Raw genomic sequence first — 19,826 nt, 5'->3', positions numbered from 1 at the left:
AGGCGGACGGTTGACAGGCAACAGAAAAATCGGGATTAAAAGATCCGGTAAAACAAAAGACACGCCATACAGATTTCACTTAAAACCTGGATGACGTGTCTTTTTTAATTCTTAAAATATCTGATCATTTACCCGGCACTTAAGCCTTGGCCGCCTTCTGTCTGGACAGTGTCTGTACACCTTCAATAACAAGGATGATCGCAAGGAAGATCAGAAGGATTCCGAGGATCGTCTGTGCCCACGGACCCCAGTCAGCGCCGCCTGCGGCAATCATGCCGATCTGGTTCTTAACTGTGAGTGCAAGGGAGGTGATCGTAACGATGATCATGAATGCCATCGGGATCAGGAACATCTTGTTGTTTTTGCCCATGTTTCCGAGCCATGTGGCAACGGCTAAGAGGCCGATACCTGCGAGAAGCTGGTTGGCAGCTCCGAACAGTCCCCAGATCTTTCCATATCCGTTCATGCCGAGAAGAATGCCAAGAACAACCGTGAGGATCGTAGCGAAGTACGGATTTACCATAACCTTTTTCCAGCCCTCTTTGATGTCGGCAGCAGTTTCACCCGGCTCAAGCCAGAATTCCTGGAACATGAAACGCGCAAGACGTGTTGCGGTATCAAGAGAAGTAAGACAGAACGCGGAATATGTAAGTACCAGTAAAGAGTTTAAGATGCTGTAGCTTCCCGGGATGATATCGTCGATCATGTGAGCGATACCGCCGCCGAAGATCGCTGTCGCGCCCTTTAACGCCTGGTCCGGATGAACCGCGTTCCACTTGTAAGCATAACCGATGGCGCAGAGAGTTAAAACTGCGAGAACACACTCTAAGAGCATTCCGCCGTAAGCGATCGGCTTCGCGTCAGTCTCTTTGTCGAGCTGCTTGGATGTGGTACCGGAAGATACCAGAGAGTGGAAACCGGAGATCGCACCGCAGGCAACTGTTGTAAACAGTACCGGGAACATGTACTGAACGCCGTTTCCGTTGTCAACTGCAAAGCTTGTCACAGCCGGGAAGGTGGAGTCGAAGGTCGGATGAGCGACGATGACGCCGAATGCTGCAACTGCTAACATTGCGTAAAGCAGGAAGGAACTTAAGTAGTCACGCGGCTGGAGAAGGATCCATACCGGTGTTACAGAAGCGATGGCGATGTAAAGACCAACGATCCACATCCATGCCTTTGTGGAGAGGTAGATCGGATGAAAGTTCATTCCGATCGCCATGATCAGAACGATCGCAAGAACGCCGAATACGGAAGCGATACCCATCGGCATGTTGCGGCGGTATACACAGAAACCGAATACGATCGCGATCAGGATGAACAGGATCGAGATCATCGCTACGGTCGCCGGTGTTGCGGATTTTGCCATATCAAGAGCGCCGCTCTCATCGTACACTGCGCCGAATGTGGAAGCAACGATCGAAGCGAATGCTGCTACGACTAAGATCAGGGTCAGGTAAGAGAAGATGATGAAGAGCTGCTTTGCACGTTTGCTCATGTTCGCGGAGATGATCTCTCCGATGGACTGTCCTTTGCTGCGGACAGATGCGAACAGTGCGCCGAAGTCATGGACACCGCCGAAGAAAATACCTCCGATGAGGATCCATAAGGTCACCGGAAGCCATCCGAACATAGCTGCGCCGATCGGTCCCGTGATCGGGCCTGCGCCTGCGATGGAGGAAAAGTGATGTCCCATCAGAACCGGAGCTTTTGCCGGTACATAGTCGACACCGTCAGCCATTGTGTGAGCCGGTGTCTCTGTTTTGCTTTCGCCTACGCCCCACTGCTTGCACAGCCAGCCGCCGTAGCAGACATAGCCGATGCCAAGAATGGCAACACAGACGATGAGAAGTACTAATGAATTCATTGTTGCTATCTCCTTTTCTTTTAAAATATAATAATGTTGGGTCAAAAGTTTTTGACCCCTTTGATACCGTATTGTTCCGCACTTTGTGCTCTCACAATACTCAAAAACATTCATAATCCGCTCATTTTTCTGCGAAAAATGGCTGCTTATTCATGTTTTTGGCGGGGTCCAAGGTCAAAAAACCTCTTGCAGGCAAGCCTGCATCGGATTTATGACCTTTTCCCCCTGGTATCATATAATACTTTTTTCAAAATTTTCGCAACATGGTGACCGCTTGCGTTTGAAGTGACCTTCCCGTCAGCCACCTCCACCAACGCCGCATGAAAATTCATCCAGCCATGCAGGGAAAAATGAAAACTTTTGTAAATACGGCATTTTTTTAAGGCTTTCCTTGCGTCCTCATCACAGGTATCGCAGACAAAGACTGCCGTAATATAGGAAGCCATATGGCCCGGACCGACATGGATCCGTTTCATGCCGTCAGCATGGATCTCGGATTTTAATTCCTCGAAGGTCTCTAAAGTCAGATGCGGAATGTTGACGAGATAGAGAAATTCCTCGTTTTCCGCGGACCATAATTCTGCCTTTTTTGAGATGACATACTGTCCGGAATGCTCAAAAAAATCACAGCGGGCTGTGATTGGAGAGCGATCGTCATTGATCATCATATGAATATCGTAAAAAGGTTCGTAGTTTTTTAACAGCCGCTCGATCGCGGACTCTCTTGTGTATTGCATTCGGCTTTCCATTTCTAATATTGATTTTGTGCATGAATTATTATACTTTTATGAAAAATATAAAAATTTTATAAAAAGCTTTACTATTATAACTCTGAATACATAATTATGCAAGTTTTTTACGAGATAAATAAGGAAAGAAACAAAAAATTAGTTTTATAAATTAAGTGGAGGGGAAAATGGATAGGACACCGTGTGCGGGTAATTTGGAAACCAGGAACGCATTTGACAAATATTTGTGAAATTCCTATACTACAATGTAAGTACAGAGTTCCGATCCGGAACCAGGATATATCGGTTAAAGAAGGAGAAAAAGAGATGTTTATAAATTTTTCAAATCATCCGAGCAGCATGTGGGGCGAAAAACAGAAGACGGAAGCAGAAAAGTACGGACTGATCGAGGACCTGCCTTTCCCGGCGGTGAGCGCCCATGCAGACAGGAAAGCGGTTCAGGATCTGGCGGAACACTATGCAGCCATGATCCTTGAAAAGCAGCCGGAATGCGTGATGTGCCAGGGAGAATTCTGCCTCAGCTATCATGTGATCGAAAGACTGAAGAAAGCCGGGGTACGGGTTGTTGCTGCCTGCAGTGAACGTGTGGTGGAGGAAGTATATGGAAAGACGGGAACGGAGAAGAAGAGCGTCTTTCAGTTTATCCAGTTCAGGGAATACTAAAGGGTTCTGTCTGAAGCAGCAAAAATGACTGGCTGTTTTGAAATATGACCAGAAATTAGGAGTAACGATATGAGAAAAAATGAGGAAAACATGACCTGGATGGACATCCCGTATATCACGCTGACGTTTTGTCTGAGATTTTATCAGAGAGTCGCGGTGCCGGAGAACAAGGTTTCCGCGCTGCGAGGAGGTCTTGGGGAGATGCTGCTCCGGAAAAACTGCATTGCGGACCGGGACTGTGAAGCGTGCCGGTTTCAGGACAACTGCATGGTCTGGAATGCTTTTTACACACCGATGCGGCTGAAACCCGGGTATGTGACGGGAAAGGAGAGTCTTGGGTATCTGATCGAATGCGACAATCTGGATACGGTGATGGACGAGGGGCACGGGTTCGTGTTCCGCCTGAAGCTTTTCGGGCGCAATATCCCGTTGTTCGCCCAGTATCTGGATGCGTTCTGGCGCCTCGGACAATGCGGACTCGGGAAAGAACAGGCGAAGTTTGAGATCGCGGCGGTCTACACGGAAGAAGAACAGCTGCTTTTGGATGATACAGAGATCCATATGGAACATTTCCGGGTACACACGGTCGGAGAGTATATCTGGAAGAGAAAATGGGAACTTTCGGGAGAACAGCCGGCGCAGAACGGCGATTATCTGGTCCATTTCCTGAGACCTCTGGCACTGCGGAAGGACCGGATCGATCTGAAATGTTTTGATGCGGAAGCGATCTGGCGCGCGATCCACCGGAAGATCCAGATGATGAGCGCCTTCGATGAGATCGGGACAGAACTGGAAAAACCGCAGACGTGGCCGCAGATCATCGACGCGAGATCGGCAGAGACCTCGGTCAGACGATATTCCAGCACGCACAGAAAAGGAATGGAATTAAGCGGAGTTCAGGGATATGTGATCTTTGAAGAGGTTCCGGAGGAGAGACTGGAAGAACTTCTGGCAGGAGAACTGTTCCATATAGGAAGAAATAACAGCTTTGATTTTGGGCGGTATGTGGTACAGAGACGATAACCTTTATGCCTTTGCAGGAAGAAAGTGCTGAAAGCCTGTGAGGTGAAGGACATAGCCCAGACACTGGGAAGAGAGCTGGGATATGAGCTGGCCGCAAGCGGAGAAAATAAGGAAAAGATGTAAAAGCACCCGCCGCGCGTCCACCGCATAAAATAAAGTAATGAAGCTTAAGGCGGCTTTCTTTGAAGACATTTCCGAAACCACTGAGCGCGCAGGAAGAGCGGGAATACTTAAGACGCTGCAAAGAGGGCGACCTGGAAGCCAGAGAGGTGCTGATCAGCCGGAACCTTCGGCTGGTCGCACATGTGGTCAAAAAATACCAGCAGTCCGGATATGAGACGGACGATCTTCTGTCAGTTGGAACCATCGGCCTGATCAAGGCAGTCAATACGTTTAATGCGGAAAAAGGATCAAGACTGGCGACCTATGCCGTCAAATGCGTGGAAAATGAGATCCTGATGATGTTCCGGTCGGGGAAAAAGTTCTCCAGGGAAGTCTCCATCTATGACCCGATCGGTGCGGATAAAGACGGGGAGACGGTGAGTCTGTTTGATGTTCTGGAATCCGGAGACCGGGAAGTGCTGGAGACGGTCATCATCGGACAGGATGTGAAGATACTCTATGAGGCATACCGGGACCGTCTGACGGAGACGGAAAAAAAGGTGATTCGGATGCGCTACGGTCTGTTCGGGGAAGATGAGCACACGCAGCGGGAGATCGCCGGACAGCTTGGAATTTCCCGATCCTATGTATCCAGGATCGAGAAAAAGGCGGTTGCCCGCATGCGGGAGGCGTTCGGATACGGAGAGTGAAACGGACGGTATGAGTCCGGATCATGGAAAAACAAAAGACAGGATCGGGAGAACAGCATGATGGTCTGGAAAAGGATCATTGTGCTGTTTTTGTTTGGAAAGAAATTATAAAAATGCAAAAAAGAATAAAAAACCCCTTGCATAAATATACATATAGGATTATAATTATGCATAATTATTCAGAAAATATTCAGCTTTATGCATCTGCCCCCACAAAAACATGCAGAGAAGAAAAGCTCCGGTCCCTTTTTTAACACGGACCGGAAGGAAAGCTGACTGGGATCCAGCAAATTATGACCGAGAGGAGAAACGATTATGAAGCCAAAGGTATACATTGACGGAAAAGAAGGAACCACCGGACTCCAGATTTATGAGAGACTTGCATTGAGAGACGATATTGAACTCCTGCTGATCGATGAGGCAAAGAGAAAAGATGTGGATGAGAGAAAGAAACTCATCAACGCCGCGGATATCACGTTCCTCTGTCTGCCGGATGCGGCGGCAAAAGAGGCGGTGAGCTTTGTGGAAAAAGATTCCGCAAGGATCATCGATGCATCGACGGCACACCGGACAGCTCCGGGCTGGGCATATGGAATTCCGGAACTTTCCGACGCACATAAGGATGCGATCGTTCATGCGAAATATACGGCAAACCCGGGCTGCCATGCATCGGGATTTGTGATCCCGGTCTATCCGCTCGTTGCGGCGGGGATCATCCCGAAGGAGACGCTGCTCACCGTATTTTCCCTGACCGGCTACTCCGGAGGCGGAAAAAAGATGATCGCGGAATACGAATCTCCGGAGAAACCGACTCTCTACAATACCCCGAGGATCTACGGCTTAAGCCTGAAACATAAACACCTGCCGGAGATGCAGAAGATCTGCGGACTCGACGTTCCGCCGGTGTTCTGCCCGATCGTGGATGACTACTATAAAGGAATGGCGGTCACTGTGATGCTGCAGAATTCAATGTTAAAGGGAAATCCGACTGCAAAGGATATCCATGAGGCACTTGCAGCTCATTATAATGGAAAGAACGTTGTAAAAGTCCATCCGTTCGGCTGGGACGATCCGATGATCGCGGCGGGAACTATGGCCGGAAAGGACAGCATGGAAATCGTGGTCAACGGACATGAGGACCAGACGATCATCACGGCGCTGTTTGACAATCTCGGAAAAGGCGCATCTGGCGCAGCTGTCGAGAACATGAACCTGATGCTCGGATTTGAGGAGACGGCAGGATTAAATCTGTAAAAAGGAATGGATGTCTGCAGAAAAAAAGATGCAGGCGAGTCCGAAGCAGTCAGAAACGTGATATAGATGATAAGAGGGGAGAAAAACGTTATGGAAAATCTGAAACCGGAAACAAGAGCTGGCGTTCTCGTTGAGGCGCTCCCATACCTTCAGGATTACTATGGAAAGATCGTGGTCGTCAAATACGGCGGAAATGCCATGATCAATGAAGAATTAAAACAGGCGGTCATCCGCGACATTGTTCTTTTAAATCTGGTCGGCATCAAGGTCGTTCTAGTTCACGGCGGCGGTCCGGAGATCGGGGAACTCTTAAAGAAGACAGGAAAAGAGTCCAAATTCATCAAGGGACTCCGCTACACCGATCAGGAGACCATGGAGGCAGTCCAGATGGTCCTCTGCGGAAAGCTCAATAAGAACCTTGTGACGCTCTTAAAAAATGCCGGAGGAAAAGGCGTCGGCTTAAGCGGTATGGACGGCGGATTATTTGAGGCAGTCAAATTAAATGATCCGGACGGCACCGAGTACGGCTATGTGGGCGATATCGTAAAGACAAACCCGCAGATTGTTCTCGATATGCTGGAAAAAGGCTACATTCCGGTTGTCACCTGCGTTGCAGCGGGAATCGATGACACCTGCAACTACAATATCAACGCGGATACGGCGGCGGAGAAGCTGGCGATCGCGCTGAAGGCGAAAAAGCTGATCATGCTGACTGACGTGCGCGGACTGTTAAGAGATCCGTCCGATGACACGACACTTATCAAGCGCCTGAAAGTTTCGGATGTTCCGTCCCTGGTCAAGGAGGGCGTCATCAAGGGAGGCATGATCCCGAAGGTCAACTGCTGCGTGGAGTGCGTCCGTCAGGGCGTAGAGCGTGCGAACATCCAGGACGGCCGTGTGCCGCACTCGATCTTAATCGAGCTGCTCACAAACGAAGGCGTTGGAACCATGTTTTCATAGGAGGAACAAGGAATGACTGCAGAAGAGATCAAGAAAAAAGATTCAGAATATATCATGCATACCTACGGACGGTTTGACATCGTCCTTGACCACGGAAAAGGCGCGACGCTCTGGGACGCAGACGGAAAAGAGTATGTGGACCTCACGTCCGGGATCGGCGTCAACAGCCTGGGACATGGAAATGAGAAGATCGTCGGTGCGATCACAAAACAGGCGGAAAAGCTCATGCATGCGTCAAATCTCTACTACACGGAGCCGATGGTGAGTGCTGCTGAGAAGCTTGTGACGGCAACCGGCATGGGAAAGATCTTCTTCGCAAACTCCGGAGCAGAGGCGAATGAGGGCGCGATCAAGGTTGCGAGAAAGTATTCCTTCGATAAATACGGGGCAGGGAGAAACAAGATCGTGACACTGATCCAGTCCTTCCACGGAAGAACCGTGACGACCTTAAAGGCAACCGGACAGGAGAAGTTCCACCAGTATTTTTTCCCGTTCACGGAAGGTTTTGACTATGCGAAGGCAAATGACCTGGCGGATGTAACCGCAAAGGCGGACAAGGCCTGCTGCGCGGTCATGATGGAGATGATCCAGGGCGAGGGCGGTGTTCTCCCGCTCGACAAAGAGTTCGTCCAGGGGGTTGCAAAGTTCTGTAAGGAACATGACATCCTTCTCATCGTGGATGAGGTCCAGACCGGCATCGGAAGATGCGGAAGTCTTTTTGCATACGAGCAGTACGGGATTTCCCCTGACATCGTGACGATGGCGAAAGGACTCGGCGGCGGACTTCCGATCGGCGGCGTGCTCACATCTGCAGCATGTGCCGACGTGATGGGACCTGGAACCCATGGTTCCACATTCGGAGGAAACCCGGTGAGTGCAGCGTCCGCAAATGTCGTTCTCGACACGGTGAATGATCCGGAATTCTTAAAAGAAGTTCAGGAAAAAGGCGCTTACATCAAGGAAAAAGTCCTGGGATTCCACTCCCCGGCAGTCAAAAATGTCCGCGGCATGGGACTCATGCTCGGCATCATCGTAGATCCGGAAAAGCGTGCCGGATACGTTTCAAAGCTCATGGAAAAGGGCATTCTCGTGCTGACAGCCGGAACGGACGCGATCCGTCTGCTTCCGCCGTTAGTCATTACATATGAAGAGATCGATAAGGCACTTGAGGCCATGAAGGAGGTATTTTAAATCATGAATCATTTATTAAAATTACTGGATCTGAGTACGGAGGAGATCACCGGGATCCTGGATCTCGCGGACCAGTTAAAATATGAGAGAAAGCACAACATTCCGCACAGACACTTAGAGGGACAGACTCTGGGAATGATCTTCCAGAAGTCTTCCACAAGAACGAGAGTTTCCTTCGAGACAGGAATGTATCAGTTGGGCGGACATGCCCTGTTCCTCTCATCAAAAGATTTGCAGATCGGCCGCGGAGAGCCGGTTCAGGATACAGCGCGTGTATTATCCCGCTACCTTGACGGCATCATGATCCGTACCTTCGAACAGAAGGAAGTCGAGGATCTCGCAAAATTCGGCTCCATCCCGGTCATCAACGGTCTGACTGATTTCTGCCATCCCTGCCAGGTACTTGCAGACCTTATGACGATCCGTGAGAAATTCGGAAGCTTCACAGGTCTTAAGATGTGCTACATCGGCGATGGCAACAACATGGCAAACTCCCTGATCGTCGGCGGCTTAAAGGTCGGCATGAATGTTGCAGTTGCGACACCGGACGGTTATAAGCCGGACGGAGAAGTCCTTGAGTTCACAAAGGGCTACGCAGATAAATTTGCCCTGGAGACAGACCCGTTCATGGCAGCATCCGGCGCGGATATCGTGATCACGGACACATGGACTTCCATGGGTGAGGAAGCGGAGAAAGAGGAGAGAAAGAAAGTATTTAAGGATTATCAGGTCAACAAACAGCTCCTCGCAGCCGCAAATGCAGGTGCGATGGTCCAGCACTGCCTCCCGGCTTACCGCGGACAGGAGATCACAGAGGAAGTCTTCGAGGAACATGCCGACGAGATCTTCAACGAGGCGGAGAACCGTCTTCATGCACAGAAGGCTGTTATGGTCAAGCTGATGAAGAAAGACTGAGCGGAAAAATAAAAATCAGAAAGTTCCCTGTGGGTGCGGGAGTACCTGCGGGGGATTTTTTATTCAACAGGAAAGTTCGATGGAACTTCCCTGTTGAACAAAAAGGCACTACGTGCCAATGATGCGCACTCGCGCGAAGATGAAGATCGTCGCGAGCGACCGCGCTCGGCGCGAGAATGTGCCGTGGCACATTCTTTTTTAGGTTTATATAAACTTTATGAAATTTTAACAGATGTTTCCTGGGGAAAATACGGTATGCGTGTTATACTTATAGATAAGCTGAACACGTATGAAAACTGGCGGGGCATTGATCCTGACCGGAGACCGGATCCCGTCTGCGGATCCTGCCGACGGCAAAAAGATCTGGTGTGAGGAGGGAGAAAAATGGAAATTCATGAATTTTATATTCCGTCCAGCAGTGGGATCGCGAATCTTCACTGTATGGAGTGGATCCCGAGCGGTGAGGTGAAAGCGATCGTTCAGATTGCCCACGGAATGATGGAACATGTCGGAAGATACCGGGAGTTTGCGGAATTTTTAGCGGGACACGGGATCTATGTCCTTGGAAATGATCATCTTGGACACGGAAAGACCGCAGCGGCAGCGGAAGACCGCGGATACTTCGGGGAGCATGGCGGAGCCGTCTCGGTGATCCGCGATATGCGCCGCGTGACGGTCCATGCGCAGAGAAAATATCCAGGTGTGCCGATCTTCCTTCTGGGACACAGCATGGGATCATTTTTCGCGAGACGATATCTGACTGTCTATAAAGACGGGATCGACGGAGTGATCTTACTCGGGACCGGAGCTCCGAAGGACGCGGAGGTCCGGCTTGGCTATCTGCTGGCGGACACGATCTGCAGACAGAGAGGAACACGCTGCCGGAGCAAACTGCTCTATGAGATGTCCCTCGGAAATTACAACAGGAAATTTAAACCTGTGAAGACGCCGTACGACTGGCTCTCCAGGGATGAAAAGAAAGACCGGGATTTTGGAGACGATCCGCTGACAGATTTTATCTTCACAGCCGGGGCGTACCGTGACTTCTTTGAGGTGATCTTAAAAACGGCAAAGCTTGAAAAAGCCGGAAAAATGCGGACAGATCTCCCGATCCTGATCCTGTCCGGAAGCAAAGACCCGGTGGGAGAGGAGACAAAAGGCGTGCGCCGCGTCTATGAGCGATACGACAAGGCAGGAGCGGAGGATCTCTCCATCGGCTTCTATGAGGATGCGAGACATGAACTTTTAAACGAACTCAACCGCGACCAGGTATCCGCGGATATCCTGGAGTGGATCGGGGAGCATGAGGGCTGATTCCTGTCAATGACGGTGAAAACATGGATGAAAGCTCAAATGGTAAGGCCACGCGGCGGGTGTTTGCCCGCGCGGTGGGAGGACGATGCATATGGGGCTGGCGGAAATAGGAAGGAATCCTCCGCCGGACGCCCATATTTGAGAGGGAATCCGCTCTCTTCTGCAGGCGTGAGAGGGGAACGGATACAGGTTTCACAGTCTAAATTCTTAAAATTCTTAAACCATATCTATTTTATCAAAAACGGTGAAAATATTCTCGATTTCAGGGATGATTTCAACTAACAACATCAAGGATTCTCCTATCTCTATAGGTGGTGAGATGACAACCAAAGACTGGAAAGGAGTATTTTTTGTTCAGCAAGATCAACAGCATATATCTCCTCGGAATGGAGGGGAAAAACGTGACCGTGGAGGCGGACGTCAGCGACGGACTTCCGGGGCTGATCCTTGTGGGATATCTGTCCTCGGAGGTCCGGGAGGGCGGAGACCGGGTGCGGACGGCGATCAAGAATCTTGGACTCTCCCTGCCGCCAAAGAAGATCACGGTCAATCTGTCTCCGGCAGATTTCAGAAAGGAAGGAACCGGATTTGACCTGGCGATCGCTGCGGCAATCCTGTCCTCATACGGCGGATTCCAGGCAAAGGACCTGGAGGATGCGGTATTCTTCGGGGAACTGGGGCTGGACGGGACTGTGCGGGGGATCCCGGGCGTTATGGCGCTCACGGCACAGGCACGGGAGAGTGGATTCCGACGGGTATTTCTTCCGGCTGAGAACGTGAAGGAGGCATCCTTTATCGGCGGGATTTCGCTCTACGGTGTCCGGGATCTGAAACATCTGGTGGATATGTTATCCGGAAAACAGTCGATGCGCCCGGAACCACCGGTAAACATGAAGGAGCTGCAGGATACGATGAACCGCTATGATGTGGATTTCGCGGAATTATCGGGACAGCCGCTCCTTAGGCGGGCGGCGGAGGTGGCAGCCGCCGGAAAGCACAACCTTCTGGTCGTGGGACCTGCGGGGGCCGGAAAGACCATGCTTGCGAGGAGAATGCCGACGATCATGCCGGGAATGGACGTGGCGGAGAGCATCGAGATCTCGAAGATCTACAGTGTGAGCGGACTTCTGACGGAGAAAGAGCCGCTTGTAAAGATCAGGCCGTTCCGCGCACCCCACCACACGGTATCGGTCCAGGCACTGACGGGAGGCGGGAGGAGACCGAAGCCGGGGGAGATCTCGCTTGCCACCGGCGGGATCCTGTTCCTCGATGAATTGCCGGAGTTTTCCAGAGCGGCACTCGAGACACTCCGGCAGCCGCTCGAAGACCGGGAGGTGACAGTCTCGAGAGTGGAGGCCACGGTGACATATCCGGCCAACTTTCAGCTTGTGGCTGCGATGAACCCATGTCCCTGCGGTCATTTTCCGGACCTTGCGAGGTGCCGGTGCACGGAGGGACAGATCACGCGGTATCTACAGAAGATATCGGGACCACTGCTGGACAGGATCGATCTCTGTGTGGAGGCATCCCCGGTTACTTACGGGGACATCAGAGACGGCGGAGAAAATGAAGCTTCCGGCGCGATCCGGGCGCGGGTGGAGCAGGCGAGAGAGATCCAGAAAGAGCGGTTTATGGAGGAAAACATCCGCTGCAACGGGGAGATGGCGGGGCGGCATATCCGGAAATACTGCGTTCTGGGGAAGGAGGAGGAGACCTTTATGGAGGAGATCTTCGAAAAGCTTGCGCTTTCCGCCAGAATGCATGACAGGATCTTAAAAGTCGCAAGAACGACGGCGGATCTTGCAGGTGCGAGTGAAATCCGGCTTTCAGATCTGTGCGAGGCGGTGTCCTATGTGAAGAGCCGGGAGAAGTTCTGGGGGAATTAATGCCTGAAAACGAAGCTTGTCCGGAACTTTTTGGGTGCGGAACAGTTCTATGAATGAAAGGAAAGGGGTACATAAGATCATGGCTTACAACACACTTACCGAGCGGGAAGCGTTTTACTGTCTCTGCCATGTTCCGGGGTTCGGCAGTGCGACGATCGGGAAGTTAAGGGAAAGGTTCGGAACATATCAGGAGGTCTGGACGGCAAAGGAACAGGAAATCCAAAAAGCGGGAGTTCTCACAGAGAAGCGCGTGACGGTCTTTTTGCAGGCAAGAGAGCAGGAATCTGCATGGCTGAAGGAATTTTATGGGCTGGAACGGACGGGGATCCGCTTTATCGCGGAAGGAGACACAGACTATCCGGAACGTTTCCTTCCATATAAAGACCGCCCGGCGGCGCTTTTCGTAAAGGGAAATCTTCCGGAAAACGAGGTCCCGGCGGTTGCCATTGTCGGCGCCAGAGCCTGCACGGAATATGGGAAGGAGGCGGCCGGATTTTATGCCGGGGAACTTGCCAATGCGGGAGTCAACATTATCAGCGGCATGGCGGCGGGAGTGGATGGCTGTGCCCACAGGGGCGCGATCGAGCGCGGGAAACCCACCTACGCGGTTCTGGGATGCGGGGTAAATATCTGTTATCCGCGGGAAAATTACAAAATTTTTCATGCCATGGAGGAAAACGGCGGTATCCTCTCAGAGTTCGTCCCGGGGACCCGCCCTGTGGCAATGAACTTTCCGCTGAGAAACCGGATCATCAGCGCTCTTGCTGACGCGGTCATAATAATAGAAGCGAGGGAGAAGAGCGGATCGCTGATCACAGCGGATTTTGCTTTAGAACAGGGAAAGGAGGTTTTCGCCCTTCCGGGACGTGCAAATGACCCGTTGAGCGGGGGCTGCAACCGCCTGATCCAGGGCGGTGCGAGCCTGCTTTTGAGCCCGTCGGATGTGCTGGAATTCCTCGGGATGAAATACGAAAGAAAATTAACGATTCATAAATTTTCACAAAATAGGCTTGCCAAGAACGAAAATTTGGTGTATGCTTCGGTTGATTCGCGCCCCAGACATCTGGAAGAGGTCGCCGCATTGAGCGGACTCTCTGTGACAGAATGTATGGAAGCCCTTTTAAAGCTGGAGCTTGCGGGACTTGTTTTTGGAACCGGGAATCAATATTATAAAGCGGAATGATTGCAGAAGGATGTGAAAAATATGGCGAACAGTCTTGTGATTGTGGAGTCTCCTGCAAAGGTTAAAACAATTAAAAAATTCCTGGGAAGCACATATGAGGTGGACGCGTCCAACGGACACGTAAGAGATCTTCCGAAGAGCCAGCTCGGAATTGATGTGGAAAATGATTATGAACCGAAATATATCACGATCCGGGGCAAGGGCGATATCCTTGCGAAACTCCGGAAAGAAGTGAAAAAAGCAGATAAGATCTATCTCGCAACTGACCCTGACCGTGAGGGAGAGGCGATTTCCTGGCATTTGATGAAAGCGCTGAAGCTCGATGAGGTAAAAGATAAAAAAGTATACCGAATCAGCTTCAATGAGATCACGAAAAACGCGGTAAAGGCGTCCTTAAAGGCACCGAGAGATATCGATATGAATCTTGTGGATGCCCAGCAGACGCGGCGTATCCTGGACCGTATCGTGGGCTATAAGATCAGCCCGATCCTCTGGGAAAAGGTAAAACGCGGACTGAGTGCCGGCCGTGTCCAGTCGGTGGCACTCCGAATGATCTGTGACCGTGAAGAGGAGATCTCCGCGTTTATTCCGGAGGAATACTGGAGTCTCGATGCGATGTTGAAAGCACCGGGGACAAAGAAGCCGGCAGCGGCCCATTTCCATAAAGATAAGGATGGAAAGACAGAGATCAGGAGCCGTGCCGAGTTGGATGCCCTGTTAGAGTCCTTAAAGGGACAGAAATTTATCGTAAATGATATCAGGAACGGTGAGCGCACGAAGAAGCCGCCGCTTCCGTTTACAACGAGTACCATGCAGCAGGAGGCGTCCAAGGCGTTAAACTTCTCCACCCAGAAGACGATGCGTCTCGCACAGCAGCTCTATGAGGGCGTTGATGTGAAAGGACACGGCACGGTCGGTCTGATCACTTACCTGCGTACCGATTCCACCCGTGTCGCGGAGGAAGCGGAGAAGATGGCAGGCGAATTCATCGCTGAGAACTATGGGGAAGCATATCTGTCAACGGGAGAGAATTCAAAGAAGAATAACGGAAAGATCCAGGATGCGCACGAGGCGATCCGTCCGACGAATCTTTCTCTGACACCTGTCAAGGTGAAGGAATCTCTTTCGAGAGATCAGTTCCGTCTTTACCAGCTGATCTGGAAGCGGTTTACCGCGAGCCGGATGTCTGCAGCTGTCTATGAGACGACTTCTGTTAAGATCATGGCGGGCGGAAATGAATTTACGATGACAGCGTCCAGACTGAAATTTGACGGCTTCATGTCTGTCTATATCGAGGCGGATGAGAAGGAAGAGAAGAATCAGATCCTCTCGAAGCTGGAAAAGGGCGAGGAGCTGGAGCTTGCCGATCTTGTAAATGCCCAGCACTTTACTCAGCCGCCAGCCCACTATACGGAGGCATCGCTTGTAAAGGCGATGGAGGAACAGGGCATCGGACGTCCGAGTACCTACGCTCCGACGATCACAACGATCCTTGCACGCCGGTATGTGGTGAAGGAAAATAAAAATATTTATGTGACTGAGCTCGGCGAGGTTGTCAACCGGATCATGAAGCAGTGCTTCCCGAGCATCGTGGATATCGCTTTCACGGCGAATCTGGAGTTCCTGTTAGACAGCGTCGGAGAGGGATTGACCCCGTGGAAGACGATCGTCAGAAACTTCTACCCGGATCTCATGGCAGCGGTGAATGAGGCCCAGAGAACGCTTGAGACGGTCCACATCGCAGATGAGGAATCGGATGAGATCTGTGAGGTATGCGGAAGACGGATGGTCATCAAGTACGGTCCTCACGGTAAGTTCCTCGCATGTCCGGGATTCCCGGAGTGCCGGAATACGAAGCCGTATCTTGAGAAGACCGGCATCCCGTGTCCGAAGTGCGGAAAAGAAGTCATCATCAAGAAGACGAAAAAAGGCAGAAAGTATTACGGCTGTGAGGCCAACCCGGACTGTGATTTCATGTCCTGGCAGAAACCGTCCACTGAGAAATGTCCGGAATGCGGAAGCTACATGGTGGAAAAAGGAAACAAACTCGTCTGCGCAAATGAGCAGTGCGGTTTTGTGATGCCGATGAAGGAAAAGGAAGAGGAAAAGACTGCAACTGAATAATCTGCTGCCGGTTACAGGATGAACGGCAGTGATAAAAAGGCTCTGGCGGGATGTGCGAGACACATTTGCCGGATGTTTCTTGTAAGAGCTGTGAATCAAACCTGCATACGGCGGATGTTTGGAAGAAGATGCAGGCATCGGGTCAGCTGGTGTGGAAAGGTGAAATGTCTCTTCTGACAGTGAAATTTGCCGATAAATGCACTGAACTGCACAATTATCGCTACAAATGATACAATTCAGACAGTTTGAACTTCAAAAAATTGATAAGGACTTGACAATTTATTTCGATTTATCCTAATTATCCGAAAAAGTCTTGAAATTCTGGAAATATCGTGTTACAATTTAATCGATCAAATATTATTCGTACGATATCAGAAAGTAAAGGAGGTTTTCGGAAATGAGTGTTGAATTATTGGATAAGACCAGAAAAATAAACAAACTGCTCCACAACAACAATTCGCACAAGGTCGTATTTAACGACATCTGTAAAGTTTTAAGCGAAATTTTGCTGTCGAACATTCTCGTGATCAGCAAGAAAGGAAAAGTCCTGGGTGTAAGCATCTGTCCTGGTGTCGATGAGATCCATGAGTTGATTGAGGACAAAGTTGGCGGCTATGTCGATAAAATGTTTAACGAACGCCTCTTAAGTGTCCTTTCCACCAAGGAAAATGTAAATCTTGCGACTCTCGGTTTCGCTGAGGAGAACGTGAAGAAATACCAGGCGATCATCGCTCCGATCGATATTGCGGGAGAGCGTCTTGGAACTTTATTTATGTACAAATCCGACGAGCAGTACGATATCGATGATATTATTCTCTGCGAATACGGTACTACGGTTGTCGGCCTTGAGATGATGCGTTCTGTAAATGAGGAGAACGCGGAGGAGACAAGAAAGGTACAGATCGTGAAATCTGCGATCAGCACGTTATCGTTCTCCGAGCTGGAGGCAATTACCCATATCTTCGAGGAGCTTGACGGAAACGAGGGAATTCTTGTTGCCAGCAAGATCGCAGACCGGGTTGGTATTACGAGATCCGTTATCGTGAATGCGCTCCGGAAGTTTGAGAGTGCGGGTGTTATCGAGTCGAGGTCTTCGGGTATGAAGGGAACATACATTAAAGTTTTGAATGATGTGGTGTTTGATGAGCTGAAGGCGTTGAAGGCGGTTAATGCGAAATAGCTGATAGAAGTGGTTTTGGTTGTAATTGAAGAAGATGTAAAAAGAGGTGCGGCGGGATTTAGGGCTGCGCCTCTTTTTTGGGTGGAATAGGGGAGAATGTCTTTTGAGGTGTCTTGGCGAAAGGTACGCGGTGAGCTTCCGGGCTGGTGTGCCGGGGATGCGGGGATGGTTCCTCTAAGCGCCCGGGAGACTGCTAAGGGCGAAGAACAGGCAACACAACTCGCTGCGCTCAGACAAGTGCTGCCTGTTCTTCAACGCAGTCACCTGCGCGCTAAGAGGAAGCCAGATCCCCGGATCATGCACACCAGCCCGGAAGCTCACCGCTGGGTAACGCGAGACGCAAAAAAAGACACAAAAAAGTTGGAAAAATAATAAAAAAGTACTTGCAGGGGAAATTGACTTATGATATAGTGAAAAAGCTGATATTATGCACGTCTGCGGATTCTGCAAGTGGTGCCTGAGTTTTTCAGGTGGTTGTGGAAGTGAGATGCAGGCGGAAGTAAATAACCAAATGGAGGAAAATAACATGAGCGTAATTTCAATGAAACAGCTTCTGGAAGCCGGCGTACATTTCGGTCACCAGACAAGAAGATGGAACCCGAAAATGGCACCGTACATCTACACAGAGAGAAACGGTATCTACATCATCGACCTTCAGAAATCTGTAGGTAAAGTTGATGAGGCTTACAAGGCAGTTGCTGATATCGCAGCTGAGGGCGGCACAATCCTTTTCGTTGGTACAAAGAAACAGGCTCAGGATGCAATCAAGGCTGAGGCTGAGCGTTGCGGAATGTACTATGTAAACGAGAGATGGCTTGGCGGTATGCTTACAAACTTCAAGACCATCCAGTCCAGAATCGCTAGATTAAAAGCAATCGAGAAGATGTCTGAGGACGGAACTTTCGACGTTCTTCCGAAGAAGGAAGTTATCGAGTTAAAGAAAGAGTGGGAGAAGCTTGAGAAGAACCTTGGCGGTATCAAGGAAATGAAGAAGATCCCGGACGCTATCTTTATCGTAGATCCGAAGAAGGAAAGAATCTGTGTTCAGGAAGCTCACACACTTGGAATCACTCTGATCGGTATCGCTGATACAAACTGCGATCCGGAAGAACTTGACTATGTAATTCCGGGTAACGACGATGCTATCAGAGCCGTTAAGCTTATCGTTTCCAAGATGGCAGACGCTGTCATCGAGGCTAAGCAGGGCGAGGCTGAGGCAGCAGAAGCAGCTGAGGAGAACGCAGAGGCTTAAGTTGTTATAAGGAATCCGGAAGGTGCTGTCAGTGGCAGCACCTTCTTCTGAAAAGACACGTTTTATTTTGATTCTTTAATATGATTCGGAGGAAATGAAACATGGCAGCAGTTACAGCTAAAATGGTAAAAGATTTAAGAGAAATGACAGGCGCTGGAATGATGGACTGCAAGAAGGCTCTTGCAGCTACAGACGGCGACATGGACAAGGCTGTTGAGTTCTTAAGAGAAAAAGGACTTGCAGGCGCAGAGAAGAAGGCTGGACGTATCGCAGCTGAGGGTATCGTTGACACAGCTATGACAGCAGACGAGAAGAAAGCTGTTATCGTTGAGGTTAATGCTGAGACAGACTTCGTTGCAAAGAACGCAAAGTTCCAGGCATACGTTGCTCAGGTTGCAGCTCAGGCTCTTACAACAACAGCAGCAGATATGGATGCATTCATGGATGAGAAGTGGGCAGCAGACGAGAGCCTTACTGTTAAGGAAGCTCTTTCCTCCCAGATCTCCATCATCGGCGAGAACATGAGCATCCGTCGTTTCAAACAGGTTACAGAGGAGAACGGTTTCGTTGCTTCCTATATCCATGCCGGCGGAAGAATCGGTGTTCTTCTTGACGTTCAGACAGACGTTGTAAACGACGCTGTTAAAGAGATGGCTAAGAACGTCTGCATGCAGGTTGCAGCTCTTAATCCGAAATACACAAGCCGTAATGAAGTAAGCGCAGACTTCATCGAGCATGAGAAATCCATCCTTATGGCTCAGATCCAGAACGATCCGAAGGAAGCATCCAAGCCGGAGAAGGTTATCCAGGGTATGATCCAGGGACGTATCAACAAAGAGATGAAAGAGATCTGCCTCCTAGACCAGGTTTACGTAAAAGCAGAGGACGGCAAGCAGTCCGTAGCTCAGTACGTAGCTCAGGTTGCAAAAGAGAATGGCGCTAACATCGAGCTCAAGAGCTTCGTTCGTTTCGAGACTGGTGAAGGTCTTGAGAAGAAGGAAGAGAACTTCGCTGAGGAAGTTGCAAAACAGATGGGCAAATAATAAAAGTTTGTATTCCGATACAGACGTTTATAAGCCGCATGGTCCTGAAATACGGGACTGTGCGGCTTATTTTTTCCCGGACAAACCCGGCAACGAACGGCATACGGCTTTTTAGATGATAAAGCAGCCCTCTATGGATCTGGCAGGTCCATGGAGGGCTGCTTTCATTTGTTTGATTACAGCGGAAATGTATGCACAGATGCGGACAGTCATAGAAAGCGGTTTACTGAATTTATTACGCCTCACGGAAAACCTGGCAAAATACGAATAAAAATGAAGAAAATATCGGAAAAAATCCTTCTTGGCATACAGAAGATGTTGACTTTTTTTAAACGAAAAGAGTATGATAAGAGAAGTTAAACGGGCAATGTCTGTAAAGAGGACGCTGCCTGTTGCTACGGGGAAATGAA

17 protein-coding genes are annotated in these 19,826 nt (G+C 50.0%); 15 read left to right on the top strand and 2 right to left on the bottom strand.

Annotated elements, in window-relative coordinates; all coding sequences use genetic code 11:
• Positions 1-139: 139 nt before the first annotated feature.
• Both V2546_RS02860 and V2546_RS02855 read right to left on the bottom strand, forming a co-directional pair.
• Positions 140-1,867: a carbon starvation protein A gene (locus tag V2546_RS02860; RefSeq protein WP_329751508.1), complete on the bottom strand. Its 1,728-nt coding sequence runs from the start codon at positions 1,865-1,867 to the stop codon at positions 140-142.
• A gap of 209 nt (positions 1,868-2,076) precedes the next feature.
• A complete protein-coding gene (locus V2546_RS02855; RefSeq protein ID WP_329751507.1) occupies positions 2,077-2,604 on the bottom strand; it encodes a DUF8052 family protein in 528 nt (175 codons plus the stop codon).
• Positions 2,605-2,922: 318 nt separating this feature from the next.
• On the opposite strand from V2546_RS02855, the gene V2546_RS02850 reads away from it, so the two are divergent.
• The 15 genes from V2546_RS02850 to tsf all read left to right on the top strand — a co-directional run bounded on the left by V2546_RS02850 (position 2,923) and on the right by tsf (position 19,416).
• Positions 2,923-3,279 (top strand): CRISPR-associated protein, encoded by a 357-nt coding sequence (locus tag V2546_RS02850; RefSeq protein ID WP_118296935.1) that lies wholly within the window; start codon positions 2,923-2,925, stop codon positions 3,277-3,279.
• Between the two features lie 69 nt (positions 3,280-3,348).
• On the top strand, positions 3,349-4,302 hold the full coding sequence (cas6, locus tag V2546_RS02845) for a CRISPR system precrRNA processing endoribonuclease RAMP protein Cas6 (protein ID WP_329751506.1): 954 nt from the start codon (positions 3,349-3,351) through the stop codon (positions 4,300-4,302).
• 182 nt (positions 4,303-4,484) lie between these two features.
• Complete coding sequence (sigK, locus tag V2546_RS02840) at positions 4,485-5,114, top strand: RNA polymerase sporulation sigma factor SigK (protein WP_118651580.1); 630 nt, start codon at positions 4,485-4,487, stop codon at positions 5,112-5,114.
• A 23-nt stretch (positions 5,115-5,137) separates the two neighbouring features.
• Entirely contained in the window at positions 5,138-5,368 is a 231-nt protein-coding gene (locus V2546_RS02835; RefSeq protein ID WP_329751505.1) for a hypothetical protein, read from the top strand.
• Positions 5,369-5,429: 61 nt separating this feature from the next.
• Positions 5,430-6,368: an N-acetyl-gamma-glutamyl-phosphate reductase gene (gene argC, locus V2546_RS02830; RefSeq protein ID WP_329751504.1), complete on the top strand. Its 939-nt coding sequence runs from the start codon at positions 5,430-5,432 to the stop codon at positions 6,366-6,368.
• A gap of 90 nt (positions 6,369-6,458) precedes the next feature.
• Positions 6,459-7,328, top strand: coding sequence for an acetylglutamate kinase (argB, locus tag V2546_RS02825; protein ID WP_118515053.1), 870 nt, complete (start codon positions 6,459-6,461; stop codon positions 7,326-7,328).
• A 12-nt stretch (positions 7,329-7,340) separates the two neighbouring features.
• On the top strand, positions 7,341-8,519 hold the full coding sequence (locus tag V2546_RS02820) for an aspartate aminotransferase family protein (RefSeq protein WP_118651582.1): 1,179 nt from the start codon (positions 7,341-7,343) through the stop codon (positions 8,517-8,519).
• Between the two features lie 3 nt (positions 8,520-8,522).
• Positions 8,523-9,434: an ornithine carbamoyltransferase gene (gene argF, locus V2546_RS02815; protein WP_118515049.1), complete on the top strand. Its 912-nt coding sequence runs from the start codon at positions 8,523-8,525 to the stop codon at positions 9,432-9,434.
• Positions 9,435-9,818: 384 nt separating this feature from the next.
• Positions 9,819-10,748, top strand: a complete 930-nt coding sequence (locus V2546_RS02810) for an alpha/beta fold hydrolase (protein ID WP_118296927.1) — start codon at positions 9,819-9,821, stop codon at positions 10,746-10,748.
• 350 nt (positions 10,749-11,098) lie between these two features.
• On the top strand, positions 11,099-12,634 hold the full coding sequence (locus tag V2546_RS02805; protein WP_329751503.1) for a YifB family Mg chelatase-like AAA ATPase: 1,536 nt from the start codon (positions 11,099-11,101) through the stop codon (positions 12,632-12,634).
• A 49-nt stretch (positions 12,635-12,683) separates the two neighbouring features.
• Complete coding sequence (dprA, locus tag V2546_RS02800; protein WP_243022214.1) at positions 12,684-13,817, top strand: DNA-processing protein DprA; 1,134 nt, start codon at positions 12,684-12,686, stop codon at positions 13,815-13,817.
• A gap of 21 nt (positions 13,818-13,838) precedes the next feature.
• Positions 13,839-15,941: a type I DNA topoisomerase gene (gene topA / locus V2546_RS02795; protein WP_329751502.1), complete on the top strand. Its 2,103-nt coding sequence runs from the start codon at positions 13,839-13,841 to the stop codon at positions 15,939-15,941.
• A 397-nt stretch (positions 15,942-16,338) separates the two neighbouring features.
• Complete coding sequence (gene codY, locus V2546_RS02790; RefSeq protein WP_118296924.1) at positions 16,339-17,121, top strand: GTP-sensing pleiotropic transcriptional regulator CodY; 783 nt, start codon at positions 16,339-16,341, stop codon at positions 17,119-17,121.
• 526 nt (positions 17,122-17,647) lie between these two features.
• Positions 17,648-18,373: a 30S ribosomal protein S2 gene (rpsB, locus tag V2546_RS02785; protein WP_147557269.1), complete on the top strand. Its 726-nt coding sequence runs from the start codon at positions 17,648-17,650 to the stop codon at positions 18,371-18,373.
• Between the two features lie 101 nt (positions 18,374-18,474).
• Positions 18,475-19,416 carry a translation elongation factor Ts gene (gene tsf / locus V2546_RS02780; RefSeq protein WP_118297872.1) on the top strand — a complete coding sequence of 314 codons (942 nt, stop codon included), beginning with the start codon at positions 18,475-18,477 and terminating at the stop codon, positions 19,414-19,416.
• Positions 19,417-19,826 lie beyond the last annotated feature (410 nt).

Source organism: Clostridium sp. CM74B_53 (assembly GCF_036318045.1).
Lineage (GTDB): Bacteria > Bacillota > Clostridia > Lachnospirales > Lachnospiraceae > Pilosibacter.
Note: the sequence above shows the minus strand (reverse complement) of the source record. Positions and strands in the feature narration are given on the sequence as shown.

Bases quoted from the DNA above. Each gene is read 5' to 3' on its own strand.
- V2546_RS02860 (WP_329751508.1), bottom strand. From the start codon at position 1,867: ATGAATTCATTAGTACTTCTCATCGTCTGTGTTGCCATTCTTGGCATC.
- V2546_RS02855 (WP_329751507.1), bottom strand. From the start codon at position 2,604: ATGCAATACACAAGAGAGTCCGCGATCGAGCGGCTGTTAAAAAACTAC.
- V2546_RS02850 (WP_118296935.1), top strand. From the start codon at position 2,923: ATGTTTATAAATTTTTCAAATCATCCGAGCAGCATGTGGGGCGAAAAA.
- cas6 (WP_329751506.1), top strand. From the start codon at position 3,349: ATGAGAAAAAATGAGGAAAACATGACCTGGATGGACATCCCGTATATC.
- V2546_RS02835 (WP_329751505.1), top strand. From the start codon at position 5,138: ATGGAAAAACAAAAGACAGGATCGGGAGAACAGCATGATGGTCTGGAA.
- argC (WP_329751504.1), top strand. From the start codon at position 5,430: ATGAAGCCAAAGGTATACATTGACGGAAAAGAAGGAACCACCGGACTC.
- argB (WP_118515053.1), top strand. From the start codon at position 6,459: ATGGAAAATCTGAAACCGGAAACAAGAGCTGGCGTTCTCGTTGAGGCG.
- V2546_RS02820 (WP_118651582.1), top strand. From the start codon at position 7,341: ATGACTGCAGAAGAGATCAAGAAAAAAGATTCAGAATATATCATGCAT.
- argF (WP_118515049.1), top strand. From the start codon at position 8,523: ATGAATCATTTATTAAAATTACTGGATCTGAGTACGGAGGAGATCACC.
- V2546_RS02810 (WP_118296927.1), top strand. From the start codon at position 9,819: ATGGAAATTCATGAATTTTATATTCCGTCCAGCAGTGGGATCGCGAAT.
- dprA (WP_243022214.1), top strand. From the start codon at position 12,684: ATGAATGAAAGGAAAGGGGTACATAAGATCATGGCTTACAACACACTT.
- topA (WP_329751502.1), top strand. From the start codon at position 13,839: ATGGCGAACAGTCTTGTGATTGTGGAGTCTCCTGCAAAGGTTAAAACA.
- codY (WP_118296924.1), top strand. From the start codon at position 16,339: ATGAGTGTTGAATTATTGGATAAGACCAGAAAAATAAACAAACTGCTC.
- rpsB (WP_147557269.1), top strand. From the start codon at position 17,648: ATGAGCGTAATTTCAATGAAACAGCTTCTGGAAGCCGGCGTACATTTC.
- tsf (WP_118297872.1), top strand. From the start codon at position 18,475: ATGGCAGCAGTTACAGCTAAAATGGTAAAAGATTTAAGAGAAATGACA.